Source organism: Bradyrhizobium rifense, assembly GCF_008123425.1.
In the GTDB taxonomy this organism is placed as follows: domain Bacteria; phylum Pseudomonadota; class Alphaproteobacteria; order Rhizobiales; family Xanthobacteraceae; genus Bradyrhizobium; species Bradyrhizobium rifense.
In genome coordinates this window covers 86,544-92,543 of record NZ_VSSS01000089.1, presented here as the reverse complement: position 1 = coordinate 92,543, position 6,000 = coordinate 86,544, and the positions used below count along the sequence as shown (strand labels likewise).

The following is a 6,000-nucleotide window of genomic DNA, read 5'->3' as shown; positions in this document are numbered from 1 at the left end:
ACTTCAGGGGTGCAGTCCAGTCCTGGACTGCACCGCAATCTGTAAACGAACCGCACACCGTTGCCAGCCGCCTTCCCGCGGCCGTCTCGCGGCGGGGCCTGTAGCTCAATGGTTGGAGCCGGCCGTATCATCTCACAGCCATTACGCACGGACAGGTCCGATTCCACGCCACACCAGCCGAATTTGCTACGCCCGGCCTTCTCCTCTTGTCGAGCGTTCTCGGCCTCGATCAAAAAGAGTGCTGTCGAAAATCGGTATCATTCAGAGTATCGCAAGTGGAAACAGCGATGATCGAGCCCCGTGGCATGTCGAGAGAACAAGCTGCGGCTTACGCAGGCTGCGAGTCGCTTTCAGCGTTCAACACCTGGGTTCGGCGCGGGATTATGCCGAAACCGATTGCGGGAACCCGCAAATGGGACAGAAAAGCCATTGATGCGGCCCTTGACCGGATGTCAGGTCTCGATTCTAAAATGCAACCGCAGCGATCACCCTATGATGAATGGAAGGCCTCGCAAGATGCGGGTGCGACTCAAAGGCATCAACAGCCTCACAAAGAAACTCGCTGATGGAACAGTGAAGACGTACTGGTACGCGTGGAAGGGCGGTCCACGCATCGATGCTGAACCAGGCACACCGGACTTCATAAGGCTCTACGGCGAAGCTACTGCGGCGAAGAAGAACAGCGCTGAAACATTTAGCTCATTGATTGACTACTTCAAAGATCAGAGCGAGTACACGGGCCTTGGCGACAAGAGCAAGCGCGCCTACGATCAGTACCTCGCCTTGATCGAGGCCAAGTTCGGCGCGATGCCGATTGGCGCAATCGAGGACCGGCGTGCGCGCGGCGATTTCAAAGCCTTCCGCAACACCTTCGCTTCCACACCTCGCAAGGCAGATTACGTCTGGACGACGATTGCGCGCGTGCTCTCGGTTGCAAAGGACCACGGCAAGATTGCTGTGAATGTTTGCGAGCGCGGCGGGCGGCTTTATGAATCCGATCGGTCGGAGATCGTCTGGACCGCCGAGGACATCCGTGCCTTTTGCGGTGTAGCGTCCATCGAGCTGCAGGCGGCCTTGCTGCTCGCTCTGTGGACCGGCCAGCGCCAGGGAGACCTGTTGCGGCTGACCTGGAGCAATTACGACGGCGCCTACATCCGGATGCGTCAGTCGAAGGGTCGTGGCAGCAACGGCCGGCGCCGGGTAACGATCCCGGTCGGCCCGCCGCTGAAGGCCGCCCTTGACGCTGCGCTCAACGAGAAGCGCTCAGCCGTCACTATTTTGGTTAACTCGTTCGGCCGACCGTGGACGGAGGACGGCTTCAGGACGAGCTGGGACAAAGCATTCAAACGGACCTCGCTAAAGGACTTGCACTTCCACGATTTGCGCGGAACCGCTGTCACACGGCTCGCACTGTCGAATTGCTCAGTGCCCGAGATTGCCGCGATAACCGGACATTCCATGGCCACGGTGCAGCAGATACTCGATGCGCATTATCTTGGCGGGCGAGTAGAACTTGCGGAGTCAGCGATCAAGAAGCTGAGTGCAGTTTACGGAGAAGGGCAAAAATGAAGGTTTGGGATGTGGATGGAAATCCAGGTGAAGGCGTTCACCGGTCGCCAAAGCTTCCGCGTAAGAGAGTGCTCCACGCCGCCGGGAACGAGGTAGCCGCTGCGGCAGCGCGCAGCCCTCCCCGATCATTCATCAGGGCGTGCGAGCGAGCACGAAAACCGAACAAAAACTCCCAACTGACCTCCCAACTGAAAGGTCCGTTCTGGTGCACAGCGTTGGTAAGTCTTTGATTTATTTGGTGGGCGCACCAGGGCTCGAACCTGGGACCCGCTGATTAAGAGTCAGCTGCTCTACCAACTGAGCTATGCGCCCGAAAGGCGGTCAATGCCTTGCGAGGCCGGTCGTTTAGCAAAGCGATCCGGGTCTGGCAAGCGATGTGGCGCATGTTTTCCAAGGTTCTTCCACAGCCCCGGAAATGCGAAAAGCCGCTGGATTCCAGCGGCTTCTCAGAGGTTAAACCTCGGGAAATCCCGGAGCGCTCAAAGACGCCCTTCCCGATCCGGGCCGCCGTCGCGGTCAAACCGGTCGCCACCGCGGAAGTGGTCCATGCCACGCTCCATCATGCGGTCCATGCCGCGCTCCATGAAGTGGCGGGGCGGACCATCCTCGCCGCCGCCGAACGGGCCGCGGTGGTGGGTCAGCATGGCAAGGCGGCGCTTCTGGCCATCATCGAGGCTCTTGTAGAGCGGATCGGCGGCGTCGGCGATCTTCTTCAAAGCCATAGAGGTCGCGCCCATGTCGTCGGCGCGCTGGCGCAGGCGGGCGACCGGATCGTCCGGCTTGTCGCCGTCCTTATTGCCGTCCTTGGCAGCGTCGCCCGGACCCGCGTTCATCCGCGCATTGGCGCGGTCGAGGCGCAGCTTGGCGAAGTCGCGCACGGCGGCTTCGACCGGCGGCCACAGCTTCTCCTGGTCGGCGTTGAGCTTCAGCCCGGCATGGACCGCGGCGATCCGCGCGTCGACGAAGGCGGCGCGGTCTTCGGGGTTCATGCGGATGTGGCGGAAGTGCTCCATCCACGGGCGATGATATTGGGCATAGACCGCGCCCGAGCCGGCGATGCTGAGCACGGCGATGGCGGCGATGGTGAACTTCCTCATACGAACCTCCTCTGGAAGGATGTCCTGAAGATGGGCGTCGCGAGGCCAAGGTGCAACTTACAACTTGGACAGAGAGGGCGTTCTTTCGCAGATGTAACTCACTTGAATGTCCGTTCAGCCACCGCGGACATCATCCGTAACAAAAAAGAGCTTCCGTGCAGCCCGCACGGAAGCTCTCCTTCATATTTCGTTTAGATTAGTTCGTCGTGCTCTTCGATTCCTTCAGGAACTCGTCGATCAGCGGCTGGCCGACGCGGCCTGCGGCGTCCTTGTAGACCGGCTCCATCGCCTTGCGCATCGCCTCGTCCTGCTCCGGCGTAAGCTTGATGATCTCGCTCTTGCCGCTCTTCTTGATCTCGGCGAGCGCGTCGTCGTTTTCCTTCTGCGACTGCGCGTTGTTGAAGTCGGTCGCTTCCTTCATGGCCTTCGACAGCTGGTCGCGGATGTCGGCCGGCAGATCGTCCCAGAACTTCTTGTTCACGATCACGACGTAGCCGATGTAACCGTGATTGGTTTCGGTGATGTACTTCTGCACCTCGTGCATCTTCTGGGTATAGATGTTCGACCAGGTGTTCTCCTGACCGTCGACCACGCCGGTCTGCAGTGCCTGATAGACTTCCGAGAACGCCATCACCTGCGGCAGCGAGCCGAGTGCCTTGAACTGCGCCTGCAGCACGCGCGAGGACTGGATGCGGAACTTGACGCCTTGATAGTCGTTCGGTGCCACCAGCTTCTTGTTGGCGCTCATTTGCTTGAAGCCGTTGTCCCAATAGGCAAGGCCGGTGATGCCCTTCGGCTCCAGCAGCTTGAGCAGCCGCGCACCGAGCGGACCTTCCGTCACCTTCCGCAGCGTCTTCAGGTCGGGAAGGATATAGGGCAGATCGAACACCTCGAACTCGCGGATACCGAGCGGGCCGAACTTGGAGTTGGACGGCGCCAGCATCTGCACGCTACCAAGCTGCAGCGCCTCGAGCTCTTCCTTGTCCTTGTACAGCGTCGAATTTGGATAGACCTCGATCTTGACCTTGCCGCCGGTGTACTTTTCGGCGAGTTCCTTGAATTTTTCGGAGGCCTTGCCCTTCGGCGTGTCGGTCGCGACGACGTGGCTGAACTTGATGATGATCGGGTCGGCGCTGGCGGGGCCGGCAAGGCTCAAGGCCAATGCCGCGACGGATGCCGCGATCGCGAAGGTGCGCATAATCTCTCCCTATTGTTTTTGGGCCGCCCGGCGCGCGGGCGGCCTGTCCTCATGCCAGGCACTTCAATACAGGCCGGCGCCCCTGCGTGCTATTGGCCGTTAGCAGGGCTGCTATTCACAGTGAATGCCGTAAGCGCCGCTGCGCTCCCTCTCCCGCTTGCGGGAGAGGGTTGGGGAGAGGGTGTCTCCTCGAGCGAGAGCCCCCTAGAGGAGAGAACCCTCACCCGCCACGCTTCGCGTGTCTGCCTCTCCCGCAAGCGAGAGAGGCGAAGACAGCAAGCTCAGCTTGCGGCGGCCGTCGTCACAGTGTCGCGCTGGCGCTTCATGACGATCTTGTTGAGCGCGCCGAGATAGGCCTTGGCCGACGCCACCAGCGTATCCGGATCCGCCGCGCGTGCCGTCATCGCACGTCCGTCATGCGACAGCCGCACCGACACTTCCGCCTGCGCGTCGGTGCCTTCGGTGACGGCGTGGACCTGATACAGATCGAGCTTGGCCTCGTGCGGCACCAGCGCCTTGATGCAGTTGAACACCGCGTCCACCGGACCGTTGCCCTCGGCTTCCTCGATCTTGATCTGGCCGTCGACGTCGAGCTTCATGGTCGCGCGCTGCGGGCCATGAGTGCCGGCGATCACGGTCAGCGAGGTCAGCTTGATGCGGTCATGCGATGCCGCCATCTCCTCGTCGACCAGCGCCTCGATGTCCTCGTCGTAGATGTCCTTCTTGCGGTCGGCGAGCGCCTTCATCCGCGTGAACGCATCTTCCAGCTGGTTCGGGCCGAGCTTGTAGCCCATCTCCTCCAGCTTGTGCACGAAGGCATGGCGTCCGGAATGCTTGCCGAGCACCAGCGAGGACTGCTTCAGGCCGACCATTTCGGGCCGCATGATCTCGTAGGTCGATGCATCCTTCAGCACGCCGTCCTGGTGGATGCCGCTCTCATGCGCAAACGCGTTCCGCCCGACGATCGCCTTGTTGTACTGCACCGGGAACGAGGTCGCCGCCGACACAACCTTCGAGGCGCGGGTCAGCTGCGTGGTGTCGATCTTGTTCCACCACGGAAACACGTCGTTGCGGACGTTGATGGCCATCACGACTTCCTCGAGCGAAGCGTTGCCGGCCCGCTCGCCGATGCCGTTGACGGTACATTCGATCTGGCGCGCACCACCGGCGATGCCGGCCAGCGAGTTTGCCACCGCCATGCCGAGGTCGTTGTGGCAGTGCACCGAAAACACCGCCTTGTCCGAATTCGGCACCCGCTCGATCAAGGTGCGCATGAAGTGGCTATATTCCTCCGGCGTGGTGTAGCCGACGGTGTCGGGAATATTGACCGTGGTAGCACCAGCCTTGATCACGGCCTCGACGATGCGGCAGAGGTAGTCCATCTCGCTGCGGGTAGCATCTTCGGCCGACCATTCGACGTCGTCGATCTGGTTGCGAGCGCGGGTGACATTGGCAATCGAGAGCTCCATCACCTGCTCGGGCGTCATGTTCAGCTTGACGCGCATGTGCAGCGGCGAGGTCGCGATCACGGTATGGACGCGGCCACGCTTGGCGAACTTCACCGCTTCGGCGCAGCGGTCGATGTCCTTTGGATTGGCGCGCGACAGGCCGGCGATCACGGAATTCTTGGAGCGGCGGGCGATCTCGCTGACGGCCTGGAAGTCGCCTTCGGACGTGATCGGGAAGCCGGCCTCGATGACGTCGACGCCCATGTCGTCGAGCATCTCGGCGATCTCGATCTTTTCCTCGAAGGTCATGGTGGCGCCGGGGCATTGCTCGCCGTCGCGCAGCGTGGTGTCGAAAATGATGACGCGGTCCTTGTCGGACTTGTTCGCGGGGGCCATTGCAAAATTCCTTTTGAGCTTCTGCGCCGTTCAGTCTGCTGGGCGCTTGGAGGTGTCCGGTGATCTCGACCAACCCCTGAGTGCCCAGGCGCGTGGCGCCCAGCCGGCCCTCAGGGGCAAGTAAGAAGAAGGCCGCCAATAAGGAGGGTGGGCAGCAGCGCGGCCGGGATCGTGGCGGCGGCCAGAGCCACCTCCCCCGAAATCCCATCGATTTGGCCGCGAATCAGCATTACCAGACCCTTTTGAGCCCCAAATCCTCGATCAAAACCGTTGACGGTTGGTTGCCGGGAGG

At 61.5% G+C, this 6,000-nt stretch carries 4 protein-coding genes and 1 tRNA gene; 1 reads left to right on the top strand and 4 read right to left on the bottom strand.

Features of this window, described 5'->3' with window-relative positions; all coding sequences use genetic code 11:
- The first annotated feature begins 516 nt into the window (after window positions 1-516).
- Window positions 517-1,569 (top strand): tyrosine-type recombinase/integrase, encoded by a 1,053-nt coding sequence (locus FXB40_RS44545; protein WP_148778579.1) that lies wholly within the window; start codon window positions 517-519, stop codon window positions 1,567-1,569.
- A 236-nt stretch (window positions 1,570-1,805) separates the two neighbouring features.
- On the opposite strand, the gene FXB40_RS44540 is transcribed toward FXB40_RS44545, so the two are convergent.
- From FXB40_RS44540 to FXB40_RS44520, 4 genes are all read right to left on the bottom strand, one after another.
- A tRNA-Lys gene (locus FXB40_RS44540) sits at window positions 1,806-1,881 on the bottom strand.
- A gap of 167 nt (window positions 1,882-2,048) precedes the next feature.
- The gene (locus FXB40_RS44535; protein ID WP_148778578.1) at window positions 2,049-2,666 is read right to left on the bottom strand and encodes a Spy/CpxP family protein refolding chaperone; all 618 of its coding nucleotides are present in this window, start codon (window positions 2,664-2,666) and stop codon (window positions 2,049-2,051) included.
- Window positions 2,667-2,862: 196 nt separating this feature from the next.
- Complete coding sequence (locus FXB40_RS44530; protein ID WP_148778577.1) at window positions 2,863-3,864, bottom strand: TRAP transporter substrate-binding protein; 1,002 nt, start codon at window positions 3,862-3,864, stop codon at window positions 2,863-2,865.
- Between the two features lie 281 nt (window positions 3,865-4,145).
- Window positions 4,146-5,708, bottom strand: coding sequence for a 2-isopropylmalate synthase (locus FXB40_RS44520; protein ID WP_148778575.1), 1,563 nt, complete (start codon window positions 5,706-5,708; stop codon window positions 4,146-4,148).
- Window positions 5,709-6,000 lie beyond the last annotated feature (292 nt).